The sequence below is a fragment of the Bacillus tuaregi genome, from assembly GCF_900104575.1.
Classification (GTDB): domain Bacteria; phylum Bacillota; class Bacilli; order Bacillales; family Cytobacillaceae; genus Bacillus_BD; species Bacillus_BD tuaregi.
In genome coordinates this window covers 2,126,028-2,145,667 of sequence record NZ_LT629731.1, presented here as the reverse complement: position 1 = coordinate 2,145,667, position 19,640 = coordinate 2,126,028, and the positions used below count along the sequence as shown (strand labels likewise).

Here is a 19,640-nt window from a genome sequence, read left to right as displayed (position 1 = left end):
CCTTGCTCCCTTGGTCAAGCCATAGGATTCAATTTATTTGCACCGCTATTTCTAACGGATGCAATCGGTTTCTCATGATTTGCGAACAAATCATACCTTACCGCATAGGTGATACAAGCGAGCTTCCACTTTTTCACCCAGTCCGAGCCAGACAATATTTGTATCTTTTTAGCCATATTAATGGCACTATTTAAGTCACGAACAATGGTATGTCCACAAGAAAGACAAATAAACAAACGAACCTCCGGTTCTTTCTTTTCTTTATGACCACAAACACAACATTCTTTGGTTGTATTTCTTTCGTTTACCATTTTATATTGTTTCCCACGTTTAGAAGCAACCCACTGTAATATTTTACGGAATTCACCAATATGTGTTTGATTCAACATACTTCTTTTCATATTTTTAGAACGAGCTGTGCCATTCGTAGGCGTATAATCACCAATAATCACTAAATCGTAGTGATTATATAACCAATGTGCGATACTATATAACGCGACTTTAATTTGTTCTCGTCGTGTATGGTACGCTTTATTCAAAGTATTATTGTATCGAGCCCATCTTTTGCTTGGCTGCCAGTAAGCGTTGCCGTGTTCTGTTTCTATTTTGATTGATTTTCTCTCGCAAAAATCTCTTTTACTTTTGATTTCATCAATCTTTTGATCCCAGAATTCTGTTTGATAAATTTTACTCATTTCATAGGAAACTCCTTTGTAATCTACTGCTACAAAGAAATTTTTATGATTTNTTATCCCTCTCTGTTAGGATAGATGTCGTACGATACTTTAGTGTTATAGTTAAGTAAATAACACGGAGGTTGATCGATATGACTGAAAAAAATGGAGCACGATATACGCAAGAACAAAAAGAGGCTATTATCAAACGAATGATGCCGCCATCTGTACCGGTAATCTCGAAAGAATTGGGTATTTCAGATGTGACGTTGTACAAATGGCGTAGGGCAGCGCGCGCAGATGGTATGGCCACTCCCGGTAATGGAAAAACAAGTGATAAATGGAGCAGCCAAGATAAGTTTTTAATCGTGATGGAGACGTTCGCGATGAATGAAACGGAGCTTGCCGAGTATTGTCGTAAAAAAGGTTTGTATCGTGAACAAATTGAAGCATGGAAAACGGTATGCCTTCAAGCAAATGGTCAGGCCTTCGACCAAAGTAAACAGCTAAATGGAGCTCTGAAGGAAGAACAGAAGCGTGCTAAGGAATTAGAAAAAGAGCTTCAAAAGAAAGAAAAGGCACTCGCAGAAGCTGCGGCTTTATTACTTTTGCGAAAAAAGGCCCAAGCGATTTGGGGGGACAACGAGGAAGAATGATTAGCCCGTCAAATCGCGCATTAGCAGTTGAACTCATCCAAGAAGCTAATCAAAATGGTGCGCGATTAGCGAAGGCTTGTGAGGAACTTCATATTAGTGTTCGAACATATGAGCGCTGGGTGGAAGATGGAAACGTGAAAGTCGATCAGCGTCCATTTGCGAAAAGACCCATACCGAAAAATAAGTTGTCTGAAGAAGAAAAAGAAGAAATTCTGACAGTGATTAAGCAGAAAGAATACGTCGATTTACCGCCGACACAGATTGTACCAAAGCTGGCAGACAAAGGAACTTACATTGCTTCAGAATCAACTTTTTATCGAGTATTACGTGAAGAAAAAATGCAACATCATCGCGGTCGTAGTCAAAAACCTGGTAAAAGAGTCCCTGAGAGTCATCTGGCAACAGCACCAAATCAAGTGTGGACATGGGATATTACGTGGCTTGGCGGACCGGTGAGAGGTTTATATTATCGACTCTATTTAATTATCGATTTATTTAGTAGAAAGGCAGTTGGCTGGGAAGTTTGGGAAACAGAAGAATCAAAGCACGCTGAAATGCTTGTGAAAAAAGCAGTAATCAATGAAAAAATACAAGGGGCACCACTTGTGCTGCATTCAGATAACGGTAGCCCGATGAAAGCTGAAACATTCTTAAGTTTACTAGAGAAATTAGGTATTCAAAGCTCCTTTTCAAGACCGCGTGTGAGTAATGATAATCCTTACTCAGAGGCAATGTTTCGGACACTCAAATATCGACCGGATTATCCACATAAAGGTTTTGCATCACTAGAAGAAGCAAGAAAGTGGGCACAGCAATTTGTCTATTGGTACAACGAAATTCACCTGCATAGTGGGCTAAATTTTGTGACGCCTGTGCAGTGTCATACCGGAGAACACTTAGCTATATTGGAAAAGCGAAAAAAGGTATACGAAGTCGCAAAGGATAAGCATCCAGAACGTTGGGCAAGAGGCACAAGAAATTGGGCACCAAATGAGAAAGTAGCACTAAATCCAATGCGAGATGAGGGACAGGGTAAAGTATTAAGAAAACCATAGGATCCATATTTCCTGGTGATTTGAATTGAAAGCAAGCTTTTACTTTCGATTCAAATCACCAGGGCACCAAGCGCAGCGCGGTAGCCTTGACTAAGCTAGGGCATTGGGAAAATTCTATTAGAATACTAAAGTAGCTAAATGCGACAACTATATTGACAAACACCGTTATAGTTTAATCCACTTCCCAGATCTTCTATTATTTCGAAACCGTACCCCTTTGCCGTACAATACATACTCACCAGTTCTACCTGACGTTTCAAATCTTCTCTTTGATCAGAAGAAGAAACGCGACAATAACCTACGGTTATTTTTTCATTTAATGGCTTCACTTTTTTTATTTTAGATAATTCTTCAACAGTATACCGACGGTGGTTGCCTGTTGTACGAACGGACTTAATTTTTCCTTCGTTTTCCCACCTTCTTAACGTAGATGTTGCCACTCCTAACATTTCCGCCGCTTCTCTAATTGTGAACATAATAAAAACACCTCACCTTTGTAGATGAAGTGTACCATATTTACTTGCTTAATTTAAGTAATTTAGATTAACTTTGGATAATTTTAAACAAACAGTTATCTAGCCCCCGTACCCAAAACTATATGAAACATCTCCATTGGAGTTTTCTACGAGAAGAACCGATTCATGTATTTGCTTTTTCTTTGTAACGTTATCGAAAATTTTTTGGAATTTTTGTTTTTGAATTTCCATATGGCTAATCTCCCCCATTATCATAATTTTGGAATAACATATGACGTAACGGAGAGTGCTAGCCGAGACCACTCACCTTTTTACTCTATAATCTGACCCGTTCCTTTAGTTTATAGGCTCTCTGTCTTAAATACCTTTCGTTTATCCCAAGATTTCCTCAGCCTCGTCTATCAGTTCCTTAATAATCATTTCTGCATGATTTTCATGTTGCATGAATCGAAGACCTTGTCCTGCCCACAGCGCCATATATTCGATTTGATTTTGTTTGAAGGCTTCTTTTCTAAGGCTACTGGTTGCTGTATTTTGAAGAGGATAGGCTAAAGGGTGAACGCCTGACCTATCAAATTCTTCGATAAATTTATTTTTTATGCCTCTCGCAGGCCTTCCTGAGAAGTTTTTTGTAAGGACGGTTTGTTCTTCTGTACTCTCAAAGAGAGCTTTTTTGTAGAGAGGATGAATGCCTGACTCCTTTGACCCCAGGAACTTTGTCCCCAGCTGAACACCTTGAGCACCTAAAGCAAGTGCTGCGACTAGCCCCTTTCCATTCATGACGCCTCCAGCAGCTACAACTGGTATATGAACATTCTCTACCACCTGTGGAATGAGTGAAAAAGTTCCTATATTTGCTCCCATGGGATCTTCTTTTATATCAAAGGTACTTCGATGACCACCCGCATCACTACCTTGAGCTACAATCACATCTACTCCTGCTTTTTCTGCAATCATTGCTTCCTTCACTGTGGTTACCATCGAGATTACCTTTATATTTCTTTGTTTAGCCGCTGCCATTTTATCAACGGGTAGTATTCCAAAAGCTGTGCTTATGATGGGTACTTCTTCTTCGATTAAAACTTGAAACCTCTCATTAAACAGGTTAGGGGTTTGGAACTGGATATGATCTTCCGTAATGCCTAGATTTTCCCCAAGGCTAAGTAACACCTCTTTTACCTCGTGTTCGTGTTCCTTATCATTCTGGTTGATGATGTCTTCTACACAAAACAAATTGACGGCAAAAGGGCGATCGGTTTGCTGCTTAATGTTCCTAATGGCCTTCCTTATGTCATCGGGCATCATGTATGCAGCACCCAAGCTTCCCAATCCTCCAGCATTACATACATTAGCTATTAGCTCCACCGTCGTAGAGCCTCCAGCCATTCCAGCTTGTATAATAGGATATTTAATATTTAATCCATCACATAAGGGTGTATCTAAGGTAATCATCTTTCTACCCCTTTCCTATATTTATTAATTTTTCCCAATGGTGAATCAGAAAAGATATAAAATTCAGAATGATAAAGATAGATTTATTCTATTCCTTTTTTATGGAAGATTCTACTTTAACTTCATTCAGCAAATGCTTTTTGTACTGAATGCTTGCGACAGGTATAGAAGTCCTCCACTTCTACAAGTCGGGGATTACTGAAAGGTATTAGGCACCCTAGGTTAAGATGAATCATATGGGTTTAATGAAGGAGTACCTATTCCAATTATAAGCTACCGTCAGGAACAGGTAATTTGTATTACGGTCGCCTATAAAGCTTATAAGAGTCAAGTCCCAACAATTGTGTAAATTTATAAAATACAATGTTACAACCATAAAATTTTGGTAGAAACTTCATTCAGCCGGGGTTTGAACCTCCACTGAATCGAAGGACCTTTTGCATGCATCCCCCACCTGTAGAAGTGGAGGATGCATGCTGAATGAAGTTAAATAACATAAGGATTATTTTTTCCTCTGCCAATTTTCTATACAGTCCTACTCTAAATACATTTGTAATTTCACAAATTTGATTAACAGTCATACTTCCTTCGTTATATAGCTTTACTGCATAATTCATTCCTGCGTGATTTTTATAAATGGATGGTGCCTAATACCTCACCTAAACACGCAACTTATGATACAGAAACATAAAGACCCAAATAGCAAATGGAAGGGCGACGGCTCCAAAAATCATGGATGCAAAAAGACCAATGACATGGTCAGAACCATAGAAAATTAACAAGAATAAAGCAATGATGAGGAGGAAGTATAAAGTTTTCAATAGATAGACGAATCCTTTTTCCCCTTTTGCCTTCCATTTGTTATTATAGGTGGCGAGTAAGGTCCAGGCTGCTGGGAAGGCAAATATACTGAGAATCGATGCGATTACAAGTAGGACGGATGCGAATGTACCCGTGCTTACCATTGCCCCAATCCAAAGGAGTACGGTTAGGATTACTATCGGGATGGTGAGACGTTTCATAGAATCGTTTGAATTCACATACTTATCAATCGTTGTATCACGATCACTATAAATCGGTGTCGTTCCAGGCTGTGCTCGAAATAAATGAATGTCCCCTTGTGAGGCAATGTGCCCCCATCCAGAAGCTTCGAAAAAGTCAAAGTACTCCTCTTTTTCATCCTCTTTTAATGAACGATAATCGATACTGTAGATATACTCTGAGCTTTCCCCCTTTTCAAGCGTATATCCCATAAACTTAAAATCACTCACATGCCAACCTTTCAAAGATAATTGGCGTAATTTTTCCATATCTTTATCCTCAGAAAAAGCTAACCCACCCGACATCATATACTTTTTTTGACTCATTTATAACCCTCCCTTAATCCCGCTTCTGCTAATCGAAGCAAACACTTTCTTATCCTCACATCTTCTTCTAATACTTCTCTGCCCTTTTCGGTAAGCAGATAGGTTTTACGTCTTGAATCCGACCCATCATACAAATAAATCCACTCCTGCTTTAATAGCTTTTTAATAATCGTGTACATGGAAGCAGGACCGATCGTAATGGCCCCATTCGTTGTTTCTTCAATTAAGCTCATAATCCCGTAGCCATGCCTTGGTTTAGTTAAAGCCGCCATAATATAAAACATCGAATCAGTTAATTGCTCGGTTTTCTTCAACTCATCACCTACTTTCTCTTACGAAGATGTATCACAAAACGATATATATCTAAAATAAATATATCATGATGTGATATAAGTATCAACAGATATATCATCATTTGATATATCATGTTGTGTAATATTTTTCCATTAAAAAAGAACCCTTACATGGGCTCTCCGTTAAAAAATATAAACACCGTCCGTCTGTTCAGAAAATGATTAGTGCTTTTTATTTGATTATTTTTATTTCTGGATACTTTTCAACCAGCATGTCCATAAATGCCTCCCGATCCTTTGGTGAGATAAGCACGCTATCATACTTTCCATACTTAATTTCGATTTTTTTCATTGAAAGTGCCGGACCGGATAATGGACTGTTTGTATTCTGCACCGATTTTATCGAATCTAACGGGATAACCTGTTTAAATGGACCAAACCGTATGATTAAATGAGTCTCCGTGACCAAGTAGTAGGTTGAGTACAGCATCCAGAGGAAAAAAATCGGTAGCAGGACACCCATTAACGATACGATGATAAAACCAGCCATACCCGCTTCCTTTACAATTAATCCATAAATACTGCTTCCTATTGAAAAGAGCATGGATATCCAAATGAAAAGCATTAACCAAAGGTCTTTCTTAGAGGAATATTTCAAGACCATCACCTCCAACAATATTATAGCGATCACTGCAACCGGCTGAAGTTTGTCCGTTTTACCAAATATGAAAAAGTCTTCCCCTCTTATTCTATGGAGCGTAACCTGGTGAAACACCGGTACGGATCTGGTATTTCATTGACAATATAAACCTCTATAGGAAAATCTATATAGAATTTCTATGAAACATCAGTACCGTCCCGGCGTACCCTGACTTCTTCATATTACACTATCCTTTGGGAGTCTCAACCAACCCACTCCTCAAACCTTCCAAACTCCTTCTGAAACCGCAGGTGAACCGTTCCAACTGGGCCGTTTCGCTGCTTGGCAAGGATGATTTCAATACGGTCCTTTTCTTTTGATTGTTGATCGTAATAATCATCACGATACAGGAAGGCAATCAAATCGGAGTCTTGTTCAATTTGACCGCTGTCACGCAAATCGGACAGCATTGGACGTTTATCCTGCCGGTTTTCCACCGCACGGCTTAACTGGGATAAAGCGATGACGACGACATTTAGCTCCTTTGCCATTTGCTTGAGAGCGCGGCTGATTTCGCTGATCTCAGCGACCCGGTTTCCCCTCAACCGTGAATCGCCCTGAATTAATTGCAGATAATCAATAAGGACTAGGATTCGCTTCTCCTCCCCATATTTGCGTCGCAGCTTTCGTACATTTGAATGAATAAAGGACACATCCATTCCACCTTGATCAAAAATATGTAGATTCAATTCAGATAGTGTAGCCATGGCCTTGTGAAGCTGATTCCAGTCCTGTTCTTCAAAAAGCCGGTAGGGATTTCGAATTTTCACGGAGCTCACTTCTCCGACCTGGCTAACGGCTCTTTTTAACAGCTGCTTTTTCGCCATTTCTAAAGAGAAAATGATGGACACATCGTCCTTTGCAGCCTGTAGCGCCAGGTTCAAGGCAAAGGCTGTTTTTCCAACGCTTGGACGGGCACCAATCACGACTAAATCGGATTCCTGGAACCCTCCCGTTAACTGGTCGAGCATGGTAAAGCCTGACGGAATTCCGCCAAGGTCTCCTAGGTCCTTTTCACACTCCTGATAAAGATCAATTAAACCGTTTTTGATATCACCTTGATCCGGGACAGCTCCATGATCTTCCACCTGCTGCAAATGGGAAATTCCATCACGGAGGATGATTTCGATATCCCCTTCCTCTGCCTCCTGCTTGATACGATGGGCGATTTCCACGGTCTTTCTTTTTCGAAAATATTCCTTCACGGTTTCCTCGTAATAGTGAAAATTAGCCGTTGAGGGCACACTTCCGGAGATGGCCACAAGATAACTGCCACCACCTAACTGGAATAGCTCATTGCCTGCTTCCTCTGCCACTGACACCATGTCAATCGGCTTTCCTTTTTTAGCCAGGCTGACCATAAACGTGAAAATGGTCTTTAGTCTCTGCACATAGAGCTGCTCCGGAATAATGGTGCACTCCTTGATTAGCTCCCCGTCCAATAGCAGGGAACCGATGAAGGCCTCTTCTACCTCCAAGCTGTAATAAGGGCTTTTGTTCATTGGACTTCCCCTCTCTTGATGCCAAGTATTTCTCGTATTTTCGTCAGCGATTGCTGGACAACCTCTGGGCTTGCTGGTTTTTGTTTTTTGTATAAAAAGGCAAGTGTTTCTTCAACATTTGGAATCGCTCGTGAGCCGTTGTCCGCTGTTCGAATCAGGTCAGATACCTTTGGTGCGTAAGGAGAAAAGGCGACATGCTTGCGCAGATTCTTCTCCAGCCTACTGTAAGGATAGTCCTGTAACATCATAAACCACTGATCGACCTTTTCCTGGTTAATTTCATAGGCTTCGTAATAAACGGAAATGAGCTTGAGCAGCTGGAAGACCTCTCGCTTAGTCATCAAGGTTAAAATCTCCTTCACAATAAATTTTCTTAGTAGCAGACTTTTGATTGCAATACGATTCAAATTTCGGTCCAAACAAGGTCTCAGGCCTTAGATATTTATTCCAAACACAATCATGGAGCCATTCCTGTGCTTTTAAATCAATCACTCGCTTAAAATCCTCCAGCCGAAACCCTTCATTCCAGCGTGTGGTAATCAGATCCTTCGTTTTCTTCGTTCCCGGCTTGTAGGAGGTATTCGCTTGGTCGTTCAAGTAGGTGATGATTTCGGAAAAAGGGATATTGTTTTTATTCTCTGAAGTATTCTCTGTAGTACTCTCTGGTATTGCTTGGTTCACGACGCATTCTTCCTCTTGGCAAAATGATTCACTAGACGTCTCATCCTGAACTATGGTGGAATCCTGACTGATTAGCTCCTCCATCTCTAATGCTTCAACTTTTTCATAATCAATCGTGTACCATTTCGTTTTATCCATTTTAAATCGGTTAAAGTTAGCTGAAATGACATACCCTTGTTCTTCTAGTGATTTGATCGTTCGCTTAATCGTCGATTCTGACCAAAAAGGAAATTGCAGCTGCCAGTCCTTATAGGTATTAAACACCCATTTTCTTCCTTCATTATGATGCTGGCTGATTTGAAGCCAATAATGAATTTGCTGTAAAATGATAGCTTCATTCAATCCGATTTTTTGGGCTAAGGACGGGATCACCATTAGTGGTTTTTCTGAAATTAATAGTCTGCTCATATTGCGTTCCCCCTACGGTTTCGGTTTGTTATGTCCTTCTATTTATTGAAGATATAGAGATTGCTAAGCTGAAAGCCGTTTTCTTTTTCCGTCTCGACTACCGTAAGGATCCCGAGTGCTTTTGCCTTTGTTAACATCCGCTTGAACGTTGCCCGTGAAATCATCTTGTCGTAATCCTTTTCTTGAATAAATTCCAGCATCACCGCAATCGTTGGATTAGAAACTCCTGGTATGATAGTGGAATATTGAGCAAGCATGGATAACGCCACCCATTCCTTTTGCGTCAGTTCTTTCTCGTAATCGACGAGAAGCCTTTCCACATGCTGGAGGAACTCCTCCACCGATTTAAATTGTGAATAAGCTTCAAATTGAACAACTGCGCCAGATTTTATTTTCATGGCTTCTGCACCACCCTTTCACTATTCTTATATAGAGAAAGGGGTTCAAAACGTCCCATGAATTTGGGGGATTTGTGACGGTTTTGTGAAGTGTGGGATGGTTGAGTAGATTTTGATTGGTAAATATAAATACTTTGAAAAATTACGCTTTAATGAAAATGAATCCCCTCTAGAATCTTCTTATTCCCTCGAAAGGACAAACCTTATGACAAAAGAATACCTCGATTTAAAAATGGACTTTATGTTCAAGCAACTTTTCGGCCACCCGAGTCGCAAGTCGATTACGATTGCCTTTCTAAATGCTTTGTTGCATCGAACAGGGCCTGACCGTATCACGGAAGTACAGTATGAAAATACAGAGCTTGTGAAAAATGTACCTGATGAAAAAACAATCAGGCTGGACGTGTTGGTTTCGACCTCAAGTGGTGAAATGATTAATGTTGAAATTCAATTGGTTGATCAGCATGATATGCCGCAGCGAGTCCTCTATTATTGGTCCAAATTATTTTCTTCGTCCCTTGCATCTAGTGAGGATTATCTCCAGCTAACCCCAACAATCATGATTAGCATCCTAAATTACCCGCTTTTTCCCGCATGATACAGACAGCTTCCACAATATTTTTCATCTAAGAGAAGATATCGAGTATTTTCTCTGGTGTCCTCACATCGAAATTCACTCCATTGACCTATCACAATTTATGGTAAAATGGAAAAAATATCGAAGAGAAATGAAATTAAACCCACCTGTTGAATACCCATGGTTAATGATGTTATCAGCAGCGGATTATCAAAAGAACACCATTGATGAAGACATTTTTCACGAACTGGAGGAATTAGCCTTGAATGAACAGGAAGTGCGAGAGGCTCTAATTGAATGGGAGAATCTGAGTGCCAATAAGGAAAATAAAGTATTATACGAAGCTAGATTAAAGTTTTTACGCGATCAACTGTCAAACATTCGAGGTGAGCGGAGGTTAGGGAAAGAAGTTCAATTTCCAATGGAAAAGCCGATTCCTTATGAATTAATGACTCAAATCGTAAAATTTAGAGTGGCTGAAAATAATAAAAAGGCTGAGGAAAAAAGAAACAAGAAGAAATAAGAGAAAGGATTTTAAAAAGACCACTAACCTTAGTAGTAGGAAGTGGTCTTTTTAACGGTTATATTTTTTCTTAAGAGTACTTTAATGCATTATTTACCTTCATTAATCTTGGTGATATTATTAGAAAACTCCTCAAAACTCAATTGTCCTAAGGCAAACTTCGTGCTTTGAACAAATATACGCTCCTTTTTGGTTAGTACACGTTTTGCTTCCTTTTCAATCCAATCTAGCTCTCTGTCCAAAGGATCTAACACATGCTTTCGTTTGGAAAAAGCTTCATAGTATCTTAAGCCAAATTTTCTTTGGGAAACAGCATCCTTATGAATTCCATCAGGATTGGCGGTTAAGCCTTTTGCTGTGACAAAATAGCAATTATTTTCGGTATGTGCCACGTTAGATAATATCTGGTTTATTTGTTTATATTCTACTGCGCTTTTTCCAAATCCGACTTCTCCAAGATAATGTCCCAACTCACCAATGATAATCGGGATATCTGGTGCCTTCAATTCCTCTCTTAAGTGTTTTAATAATGAACGTAATTTACCTTCGTACGTCTTATAACGTTCTCCGTAACTGTCGCTTTCTCCTTGATGCCACAGGATTCCCACTAGTTCACTTGTTTCCATAGCGAATGCTGCTTCAGAAATCGCATGTCTTGTTAATATCCCATCCATTGCCCACTCATCTATCGAGCTTCCCCCTTCGGCACATGGAATGAGCCCAATGGACTCGCCAGGATGATCCTCTGTCCAAGCCTGTGCAAAGGAGGCTGCCGGCCCAACGCCAGCAACGTGACGATCAAAATGAAGCGGCTCTGCCATCATTTGCCATCTACCGTTACGCAGCATCTGGATGTTCTCATTATAAATTGGCGGTACATCCTCGATAAATCCTCTGCCCGCCATATTCGATTGTCCGATTAATAATATCGATTTCATAGAAAAACCTTCTTTCTTTGTTTACAAAGCCCTAATTAGACTGAATAGGAATAAGAGTAGCTTACTTAGACTTTTTTTTCAATTCGATTTTATCTTTTAACTAATTGCGCTAAAAGGAAAATAAACGCTTCCCTTGTTACTGGATAGCGCCCTTTTATAAGACTGTGGGACAAAGGTCCATCGTCCTGACAGCCTTAATAGGTAGATTCAAAACTAACATTTGATTAGTGTGCTCTGAGACATTCATGATCAAAAACTCACTGCCATGGTTAGTGAGTTTTCATATTAATATCGCCTTAATAAGAACAAATGTTCTTATTTATGGTAAAATAGATAAGAGTTAACAACTATACAGGTCATTTATATAAGAAGGTGGAAAGATGGAAGTATTCATTGAGCTTATTTACTTTGGGCAAAGAAGTGAGATACTTAGAAAAGGGAATTTCCCCATAGAAAAATACAATAAGGATTTGGATATGGCTGCCGCAGAAGCTGCTATTCATTGGATTAAGCAAATAAAAAGGGAACATATCGTGAGCAGGATCATCAAAGTCACCTACGATAAAAATCACGATATTACTGAAATCATAATAGCTAAATTAGAAGAAGAATAATTCATAAGTTATTAACTGACACTCGAGGTGAATGATTGTGGAAATAAGAGATTTATTTGATTTAGAAAACGATACAACCTTCCAGCAGCTCAACCAACAGGTGAATTCCTTTAATACATTAAAAATCCTTAAATTAGAAAATCATGAGATTCGCCATTCCAATGTTTTGGCCTGGTTATTAAGTCCGAAGGAAAACCATGGTTTGCGTGATTATTTTCTGCGTAAATTGGTTGAGCATCTTATCTTAATCGAGGAAAACACTGCGAAATCGCAATATGAAAATGTTGGAGAAATTCTGAATCACTCTCTAATGGATTCTCATGTCTATCGAGAAGTTAAAACGAATAAGAATCGGTATATTGATTTGCTTATTATAAACCAACAAATGAAAACGGTCTTTCTGATTGAGAATAAATTTTATACGACTGAATCAAAAAATCAGCTGGATGATTACTTGGAATTTATTGAGCAGAACTTTAAGAATTTCACGGTCATTCCCATTTATTTAACTCTTACTGGCGAAGAGCCTTCGAATCCACAGTATTTTATTCTTACCTATGAACGAATTGAATCTATCTTGAACACTGTTCTAATGCTATATAAGGACCAGCTAAGTGATGATGTGTATAAATTTATCGAGCACTATGATCGGTTACTCGAGGAACGTTTCTATCCTAACCAGGAACAAATCCTGCAGGCGATAGATATTTATCGCAATCATAAGCAGACCATTGAGGAGTTGTTTGGGGAAGCAGAATCGATTTATAAGCCGTTATATTTTGAATCGGGATATCGCTTTGAATTCATCATGAAATATAAAAATACCATTCAGTATATTTACAAGCATGGTCAAAATATTCTTTCGTATAGCTTTGAAAGATTCATCAAGCAGCAGTTTAAAGAGGAAGTCCTTTTTAAAGCACATCCAACCCTTCCCTATCTATTGCCTCCTGAATGGAATGGGATTAGCCGAGTTCATGTAAAGGAGCCATATTATTGGTTGGGCAAAGGGTTAGTCGTTTGGTTTGAACAAACCAATGATAGTCGTTTACGGATGATTGCTGAATTGGGGCCGATTGAATATGAGGATAGGCTGGCATTAATTCAACAATTAGAAAGAGCTGGCTTGACGTTTAAAGAGGGTTCGAAGTTAGAGAAAGCGCGATATACGCGATTTTTCTCGCAAAAAGCAGATGTAAATAAGTGGGATGATATGGCGGAGATTACTCAGGCGATGCTAAATCTATATAATAGCTCAGAATTCACTTTATTACGGCAACAGCTGGCAGCGATATTGAATAATGAGAACCCGAAAATGGAAGAAACCCCTGCAGCGGAAGTAAGTATAAAGGAATCGAGGGTTCAAGTGCAGCGTGCCTTCAAATGCTGGATGGAGACGAGGAAGATTCCTGAAGACCATTATCGTGTGTCATCAAAACACCTTTCCTTTAAAATACCGCTTTTTGATGCGTATAAAGAGAAATTGGGTGAAACAAGAGAAAAATGGTGGTGGGACAATGGTCCGTTTCTGTTCTGGATGGAAATAAGAGCTGATTCTATCTTTTTCACGTTAGAGGTTGGTCCCCTTGAAGCTGAGAAACGAGTGATGCTAATGGAAAACCTAAAGGAAAAAGGCATTCGAATCACAAAGAAAGGTCTTACACCAGAAGCCAAATTTAACCGAATACACTCTGAAACCCTTTCGATTGAAGGTTTGGAAGAAAATAGAATGATGCAGACATTTAATACACTGTATGATAATACAGAACTTCAAGAAATTCTACAAAAACTTGAAGAGATTTTTGATGAGGTTGTCATGAATCTGGATAAGTAATGTATGATTAATCTAAAGGGGGGTCTAATTTGGGTGCTATGGAAATTTTAGCCTTTTCATTAGCGGTAGGTGCGTTCTCTTTTGCCTTATTTTCAGAAGAAAAAATCAAGAAACTAGAAAAGAGAATAAAAGAATTAGAAGATAAAATAAATGAAAATTAGGTTGTGGATACTATACAAACAAGCAGTGTTTGTATACGGGAATTAGAATCAAAACGCACAGATAAAATATGAATCTGTGCGTATTTTTACCTGAAGTAGATGTCGGGACAGGCTTACTTCGAATTTCCTTCAAATCAAATTCGCCCGTCGAATTTGCGTCCGGATTACCTGAGCTCGCTCGATAAATTACCCCTTTCCTGAATTTTCTCCAGCCAAAAATCCAAATGTTTTTTCCATCGTGGATTGTTAGTTTATCAACAAATTTAGTGACATTCCTTCAGGAAGAACCGAACTGAATCTGCCCGATAAAAGCAAAAGGAGCACGATCTTTTCTGTTGGATTGCGCCCGATTGTGGAAGAGCTTTTTCTATTGAATAGAATCTTTGTACTGTGCAGCTGGATAGCTGTACTTCACAATTTATTTTGTCGTTTGTTCACTTCAATCGTAATGAACTCTGGTAAATAGTTGGGAGTACATCCTTTTGATACCATTTCATCTTTGTAAAGACCCGTCTTCTCACCAAGGTTCATACAACGTGCGCGGTTCTGTTCATCATAAACGCCTATCCAGCCAGCGGTAAAATTCATCGCCCATTGAACTTCCGGTTCTTCCTGCGTCATATTAGCTTCTAATGCAGATAGTAGGTCTTCGGTGTTATCTGGTGGTGTTTGTCCCGTCCATCTCAATCGCGCTTGGTAATACCAGAAAGCTCGCCTTTGAAGCGCAGAAGGGCTATTTTTCCATGACTCCATCAAGGCAATTAGCTTCTTGTCTTTGGTGAGCTGATTAGCCATTAGCCAATCCATTAAGTTATTTCGCTCATCGTAAGTGTGAGTCTGCATGTCCTTATCGAGCTTATTTAGTACATCTTGTGAAAGAAGTTTTTTATCCATAATTAAGATGGCTAATAGTCTGGGAAGAAACTCCTCGCTTGACCAAAGTTCCATCGCTAGTTCGTGATCTTTCTTAATTTCCTTTGCGATTTTACGTATGTCGCCTAGCTTCGTTTGACTATTAATCTGAGTTAGAATACTTTCTGCTTTTGAAGAAATCTTTATTTCGGTACCTTTCTTTTCATTCATTTAATACAACTCCTTTAATCAAATTCGCCCGTCGAATTTGCGTCCGGATTACCTAAGCTCGCTCGGGTAAATGACCATTAAAAAATCGCAAGAGTCGCCGGAGGCTAAACTCATTCACCCGGGGTTTGAACCCCCACTGAATCGAAGAATTATAGTCGTGTGCCTCGATAGTTTACCTTTATTAATATTGTAAAATATATCGTATTTAATGCTTTCTCCACCTATAATAGAAGAACAACCATTTTTATATAGGTTATGATCAAATTCGCCCGTCGAATTCTCTAAACTCATCAATATAGAAAGCGACATAACCACAATTTGGACATACAGCTGCTTTGGGTTTTGCCGATATATTATGGAAAAGACCTTTCCTTTTTTGACTAATTTTTATTCCAGCCAAATCACCCTCAACCGTCACTTTACAATCTTCTATCATTTCAGTTTGACATTGATTACAAACTCTTTTCATTATGAACCCTCCTATCAATATATAAACCAATGCAGTTTTTCAATTGACCTTAGCTATATTACGATTAATGTGATATTTAGTTTCACCTACTATGCAATATGGCCCAAAAATGAAAAGAAGCGCTTACCCTTGCTTCGGTTAAGCGCCTGTTTGAGAATTATCTTTTTTGATTGAAGCCTTCATGGATAGAACCATTAAATTGCCTTAATAGTTGGTTAAACTTGTCGCGTTCTTCCCAGAAAGCACCATGACCACTATATTGAAACGGAACAAGCTGTGAATGTCTGATCTTTTGCTTCAGTTCCTGAGCTTGTGCAAATGGAATGACTTTGTCGTGAACGCCATGAATGATTAAGGTCGGTGCCTGTATTTTATCCAAATCTGAATAAAGCTTCTCATCTCTAAGTGTTTGGATGATGGCTACGGTGGACCAGCCTGCTGCTTGGAGCCCTAATTGAATAAACCACTTAGAGAAGGAGCTTGTGATATATTGAAAGAAGAAGGTGTCTGTTACCTCTTGCATCATCTTAGGACGGTCATTTAACGCTTGCGTAAGCAATCGATTTGCCGTTTCTGCCGTAAAGCCGATAGGAGCTGCAGCGTCTACAAGGACTAGGCTGGATACTCCATAGCCATTATAGCGGGACATATAGCGAATGGCGATTGCTCCGCCTGTCGAGTGACCAATTAATGTGAAATGGTCTAATTGAAGCACGCCAATGACGGTTCGGATATCATCTGCCAATCGGTCATAATGGTAACCACTTATTGGCTTATCTGATTTTCCGAATCCTCTCCAGTCTATACCGATACAGCGATATCCCATTGCGGGTAGAACATTGAATTGATATTCAAACTGTTTATGGCTTAACGGCCAGCCATGTAAAAAGACGAGGGTCTTTCTGCCCTTTGGATTTATGTCTTCTACATATAATTTAATGCCAGGCTCTACCTTCACGTAATATCCCACACATGATTCCCCCTGAAAAGGATTTACAATAATATATTCCTTTTAGCATACATATATGAGTTGACATTTCTATTAACAGATTCCTGAAAAAATTGATATAGAATTAACTTCATTTTTTATTAATATAGGAGCGTGCATATGGAAATGGTATCGTGGGATTCATCAAATGATTTTACTTACCGACTAAATCCGTTCCACCATTACATTGGCTTTCCATACTTCACTAAAACATGCCATAATAGTTTCAATTCCTGAAGTACCTCCTCATAAGGACCTCGCTCACTCCAAGAAGCTGGATTATGTGTTAAGTCCCATACAGCAGCTCCAATGATACTCGCATCAATCACATTATTTTGTCCTATCCGTTCCGCTAAGGAAGGCATGGTTGGGCCCCTAAAATCTGGTGGAACCTCGTCTGTCCTAAGTACAAACCCGCTGTGCCAAAACAATTCAATGGAATATTTTCGACATAGTTCTTCTAAGACCTTCCCTAAGGGCGTCTTTTTGAAAGAAGGGTCTGCAACAAGCATTTCCACGTCATCTTGAAGTGAAATATCGCCATGGATTTGTGCTTCAATATAGTGATTAAGATTTCTATTTGGCTTTCTGGTTGCAGGATCGGTAAATGGTCGTTCAAGCTGAACCAGTAAATGCTTAACTAAGCTAACTGGTGTCAGATTTCTTTCACCAAGAGCAAAATCTCTTAAGAACGCTTCCTCTAAGAGTGCAGCCAATATCATGTCAAATTCTTCATAGGTTCCCTTTTCTTTTGGGTCTTGATGCGAATCCATATAGGTATAAGTGGAACGATATGAAACCTTCGGGGCTAAAAGAAAATAGCATGAACCAAACCGTGGAGCAGGTCCATCTGGATGCAACATCAAATTTAACGCACCATATTTAGGACGTTGGTTAGGGGTTGTCCCTTCAAGTTGATAGGCACCGCCAAACATTTTTTCTCCCAAAGGTCTCTCTCACCACCAGAATACGCCGAAACGCTGCCGTTAGATAAACCTGTTTCAAACTGACTCTTATAGATTCCGTCCTCTAAGAGTGCTTCAGCAATACTTTTCATAGATGAATTTGGTCTATCAGGGTGAAAATGTAAGCCGATCCTGGCATGATCCTTTATTTTATTAACAGCATCTGCAAAAGTTTCCTCTGAAATATTAGACATTTTTAATATATGGTTGATTGTTTTTTTAGCTTTCTCAGCATGGTTTCTTGCATATCCTGTAATATGTTCCAAAGCTGTTAATTGTGACTTAGTGAATTCCATATCAGAAAAAAATCTCCTAGTATATGATTTTTCAAACATTTATTAAGAAAATCTTCTATCGTCCGTCTTATTGATATCTAGCCCCATAAGTTTTTCATTCCTTCCCATATTGCGAAGCCTAAGAGTACCGCTATTGCCGCTCTACAAAATTTACCTAAACTTACTTAAATACTACTTAGAGGCAAGTTTTCCAGTAAACCTTGCTCCCTTGGTCAAGCCATAGGATTCAATTTATTTGCACCGCTATTTCTAACGGATGCAATCGGTTTCTCATGATTTGCGAACAAATCATACCTTACCGCATAGGTGATACAAGCGAGCTTCCACTTTTTCACCCAGTCCGAGCCAGACAATATTTGTATCTTTTTAGCCATATTAATGGCACTATTTAAGTCACGAACAATGGTATGTCCACAAGAAAGACAAATAAACAAACGAACCTCCGGTTCTTTCTTTTCTTTATGACCACAAACACAACATTCTTTGGTTGTATTTCTTTCGTTTACTATTTTATATTGTTTCCCACGTTTAGAAGCAACCCACTGTAATATTTTACGGAATTCACCAATATGTGTTTGATTCAACANCATTCTCATAATCATTTTGGGCAGCTTGAATTAATTGATTATACAGCCAATTACATATTTTACTTTGACCGTCTAAGGCATAAGTGGTTTCTTTTGGAAAAATAATTTCCACCTTACGATTGAACGTTATACTCAAGTTTTCTCCCTCCTTTCTTTGATAATTAACCTAATTATAAGATTATTCAGGTGATATTTCAAGTAAGAATAAGTAAGTTTGAATAATTTTATTCTTTTATAACTTCTTCCACCATTTGTTTTAATTTTTTTGACTTATGGCTTCTACTTCCATATAACCGACTACTAAATACGGTTAAAATGGATAATATATCTTCTACCATTTCTTGTTCATATGTTTTGTCTTCTGTTTGATTAATGACTTCTATTTTCACATCGTGAAACTCGCAAATTTGTTCGATTAATTCCATACCAAATCGAATCAACCGATCTCGATAATTTATAACCACACGTTCCACTTGATTCGATTGAATCATTTTAATTAATTTTGTTAAACCTTTTTTGTTATAGTTTAATCCACTTCCCAGATCTTCTATTATTTCGAAACCGTACCCCTTTGCCGTACAATACATACTCACCAGTTCTACCTGACGTTTCAAATCTTCTCTTTGATCAGAAGAAGAAACGCGACAATAACCTACGGTTATTTTTCCATTTAATGGCTTCACTTTTTTTATTTTAGATAATTCTTCAACAGTATACCGACGGTGGTTGCCTGTTGTACGAACGGACTTAATTTTTCCTTCGTTTTCCCACCTTCTTAACGTAGATGTTGCCACTCCTAACATTTCTGCCGCTTCTCTAATTGTGAACATAATAAAAACACCTCACCTTTGTAGATGAAGTGTAACATATTTACTTGCTTAATTTAAGTAATTTAGATTAACTTTGGATAATTTTAAACAAACAGTTATCTAGCCCCTTTCAA

General features: G+C 38.8%; 19 protein-coding genes and 4 pseudogenes. 5 read left to right on the top strand and 18 right to left on the bottom strand.

Features of this window, described 5'->3' with window-relative positions; translation table 11 throughout:
* Positions 1 to 14: 14 nt before the first annotated feature.
* Positions 15 to 695: a zinc ribbon domain-containing protein gene (locus BQ5321_RS12560; RefSeq protein ID WP_071394816.1), complete on the bottom strand. Its 681-nt coding sequence runs from the start codon at positions 693 to 695 to the stop codon at positions 15 to 17.
* 131 nt (positions 696 to 826) lie between these two features.
* Here BQ5321_RS12560 and BQ5321_RS12550 point away from each other — a divergent pair.
* Positions 827 to 2,385 (top strand): annotated as a pseudogene (locus tag BQ5321_RS12550) (IS3 family transposase).
* A gap of 134 nt (positions 2,386 to 2,519) precedes the next feature.
* Here the strand turns inward: BQ5321_RS12550 and BQ5321_RS12545 are convergent.
* From BQ5321_RS12545 to BQ5321_RS12505, 10 genes and pseudogenes are all read right to left on the bottom strand, one after another.
* Positions 2,520 to 2,861 (bottom strand): MerR family DNA-binding transcriptional regulator, encoded by a 342-nt coding sequence (locus tag BQ5321_RS12545; protein ID WP_071394814.1) that lies wholly within the window; start codon positions 2,859 to 2,861, stop codon positions 2,520 to 2,522.
* Positions 2,862 to 3,233: 372 nt separating this feature from the next.
* Positions 3,234 to 4,313, bottom strand: coding sequence for an NAD(P)H-dependent flavin oxidoreductase (locus BQ5321_RS12540; RefSeq protein WP_071394813.1), 1,080 nt, complete (start codon positions 4,311 to 4,313; stop codon positions 3,234 to 3,236).
* Between the two features lie 512 nt (positions 4,314 to 4,825).
* A pseudogene (locus BQ5321_RS23750) lies at positions 4,826 to 4,948 on the bottom strand (helix-turn-helix domain-containing protein); the annotation flags it as partial.
* A 24-nt stretch (positions 4,949 to 4,972) separates the two neighbouring features.
* Positions 4,973 to 5,680, bottom strand: coding sequence for a DUF2812 domain-containing protein (locus tag BQ5321_RS12535; RefSeq protein WP_071394812.1), 708 nt, complete (start codon positions 5,678 to 5,680; stop codon positions 4,973 to 4,975).
* A complete protein-coding gene (locus BQ5321_RS12530; RefSeq protein ID WP_071394811.1) occupies positions 5,677 to 5,994 on the bottom strand; it encodes a PadR family transcriptional regulator in 318 nt (105 codons plus the stop codon). Before BQ5321_RS12530 ends, BQ5321_RS12535 begins: the two co-directional genes overlap by 4 nt.
* A gap of 211 nt (positions 5,995 to 6,205) precedes the next feature.
* Entirely contained in the window at positions 6,206 to 6,631 is a 426-nt protein-coding gene (locus BQ5321_RS12525; RefSeq protein ID WP_071394810.1) for a PH domain-containing protein, read from the bottom strand.
* A 245-nt stretch (positions 6,632 to 6,876) separates the two neighbouring features.
* Complete coding sequence (gene dnaB / locus BQ5321_RS12520; RefSeq protein ID WP_071394809.1) at positions 6,877 to 8,175, bottom strand: replicative DNA helicase; 1,299 nt, start codon at positions 8,173 to 8,175, stop codon at positions 6,877 to 6,879.
* Positions 8,172 to 8,516: a replicative helicase loader/inhibitor gene (locus BQ5321_RS12515; protein ID WP_084786764.1), complete on the bottom strand. Its 345-nt coding sequence runs from the start codon at positions 8,514 to 8,516 to the stop codon at positions 8,172 to 8,174. The genes dnaB and BQ5321_RS12515 overlap by 4 nt, the downstream gene beginning before the upstream one ends.
* Complete coding sequence (locus tag BQ5321_RS12510; RefSeq protein WP_071394807.1) at positions 8,509 to 9,264, bottom strand: conserved phage C-terminal domain-containing protein; 756 nt, start codon at positions 9,262 to 9,264, stop codon at positions 8,509 to 8,511. Before BQ5321_RS12510 ends, BQ5321_RS12515 begins: the two co-directional genes overlap by 8 nt.
* Before the next feature lie 38 nt (positions 9,265 to 9,302).
* On the bottom strand, positions 9,303 to 9,662 hold the full coding sequence (locus tag BQ5321_RS12505) for a hypothetical protein (RefSeq protein ID WP_071394806.1): 360 nt from the start codon (positions 9,660 to 9,662) through the stop codon (positions 9,303 to 9,305).
* A 205-nt stretch (positions 9,663 to 9,867) separates the two neighbouring features.
* Between BQ5321_RS12505 and BQ5321_RS25195 the strand changes: the two are divergent.
* A pseudogene (locus tag BQ5321_RS25195) lies at positions 9,868 to 10,648 on the top strand (Rpn family recombination-promoting nuclease/putative transposase); the annotation flags it as partial.
* 203 nt (positions 10,649 to 10,851) lie between these two features.
* Here the strand turns inward: BQ5321_RS25195 and BQ5321_RS12495 are convergent.
* On the bottom strand, positions 10,852 to 11,700 hold the full coding sequence (locus BQ5321_RS12495) for a sialate O-acetylesterase (protein WP_071394805.1): 849 nt from the start codon (positions 11,698 to 11,700) through the stop codon (positions 10,852 to 10,854).
* Between the two features lie 380 nt (positions 11,701 to 12,080).
* On the opposite strand from BQ5321_RS12495, the gene BQ5321_RS12490 reads away from it, so the two are divergent.
* From BQ5321_RS12490 to BQ5321_RS24835, 3 genes are read left to right on the top strand one after another with little or no spacing between them, the layout of a single operon-like run.
* The gene (locus tag BQ5321_RS12490) at positions 12,081 to 12,314 is read left to right on the top strand and encodes a hypothetical protein (protein WP_071394804.1); all 234 of its coding nucleotides are present in this window, start codon (positions 12,081 to 12,083) and stop codon (positions 12,312 to 12,314) included.
* Positions 12,315 to 12,351: 37 nt separating this feature from the next.
* A complete protein-coding gene (locus BQ5321_RS12485; protein WP_071394803.1) occupies positions 12,352 to 14,148 on the top strand; it encodes a PDDEXK-like family protein in 1,797 nt (598 codons plus the stop codon).
* Between the two features lie 29 nt (positions 14,149 to 14,177).
* Positions 14,178 to 14,309, top strand: a complete 132-nt coding sequence (locus tag BQ5321_RS24835) for a hypothetical protein (protein ID WP_261798763.1) — start codon at positions 14,178 to 14,180, stop codon at positions 14,307 to 14,309.
* A 411-nt stretch (positions 14,310 to 14,720) separates the two neighbouring features.
* On the opposite strand, the gene BQ5321_RS12480 is transcribed toward BQ5321_RS24835, so the two are convergent.
* The 6 genes and pseudogenes from BQ5321_RS12480 to BQ5321_RS12455 all read right to left on the bottom strand — a co-directional run bounded on the left by BQ5321_RS12480 (position 14,721) and on the right by BQ5321_RS12455 (position 19,527).
* A complete protein-coding gene (locus tag BQ5321_RS12480) occupies positions 14,721 to 15,392 on the bottom strand; it encodes a DNA alkylation repair protein (protein ID WP_071394802.1) in 672 nt (223 codons plus the stop codon).
* A gap of 259 nt (positions 15,393 to 15,651) precedes the next feature.
* On the bottom strand, positions 15,652 to 15,861 hold the full coding sequence (locus BQ5321_RS12475) for a hypothetical protein (protein ID WP_071394801.1): 210 nt from the start codon (positions 15,859 to 15,861) through the stop codon (positions 15,652 to 15,654).
* 157 nt (positions 15,862 to 16,018) lie between these two features.
* On the bottom strand, positions 16,019 to 16,831 hold the full coding sequence (locus BQ5321_RS12470) for an alpha/beta fold hydrolase (RefSeq protein ID WP_084786762.1): 813 nt from the start codon (positions 16,829 to 16,831) through the stop codon (positions 16,019 to 16,021).
* 200 nt (positions 16,832 to 17,031) lie between these two features.
* Positions 17,032 to 18,110 (bottom strand): annotated as a pseudogene (locus tag BQ5321_RS12465) (DUF3626 domain-containing protein).
* Between the two features lie 212 nt (positions 18,111 to 18,322).
* Complete coding sequence (locus BQ5321_RS12460) at positions 18,323 to 18,694, bottom strand: zinc ribbon domain-containing protein (protein ID WP_071394799.1); 372 nt, start codon at positions 18,692 to 18,694, stop codon at positions 18,323 to 18,325.
* Between the two features lie 227 nt (positions 18,695 to 18,921).
* A complete protein-coding gene (locus tag BQ5321_RS12455; RefSeq protein WP_071394798.1) occupies positions 18,922 to 19,527 on the bottom strand; it encodes an IS607 family transposase in 606 nt (201 codons plus the stop codon).
* Between the last annotated feature and the right edge of the window lie 113 nt (positions 19,528 to 19,640).